Here is a 281-nt window from a genome sequence, read left to right as displayed (position 1 = left end):
TAGTTTGATTCTTGGATAACCATAAGCGCGATAGTTTTCTTCCCAAATTTTTCGAATACTTGCTTTTAAATGACGGTCAACACAATCGTGTTGACTAGTTTGATAGTTCAACCAATGGTAATAGGTGCTACGAGCTAATCTTAAAGTTGAGAGTATTAAGGATAGGCGGTGATAGGGTAATTGAATCTTAATGAAAGCAAGAGTTTTAACTCGCCCTAACGCTTTCCCAGTAACACCGCCGCAGCTTTTAAAATCTCCAATTCCTCCTTGAGACGTTGGTT

Annotated in this window: 1 pseudogene; it reads right to left on the bottom strand. The window is 38.8% G+C overall.

Annotated elements, in window-relative coordinates:
- Positions 1–281, bottom strand: a pseudogene (locus tag FD20_RS13700) (IS3-like element IS1163 family transposase); the annotation flags it as partial.

Origin of the sequence: Liquorilactobacillus uvarum DSM 19971, assembly GCF_001434935.1 — a bacterium.
Taxonomy (GTDB): Bacteria; Bacillota; Bacilli; order Lactobacillales; family Lactobacillaceae; genus Liquorilactobacillus; species Liquorilactobacillus uvarum.
The sequence above is the reverse complement of the archived record's forward strand: the minus strand, read 5'-3'. Positions and strand labels throughout refer to the sequence as shown.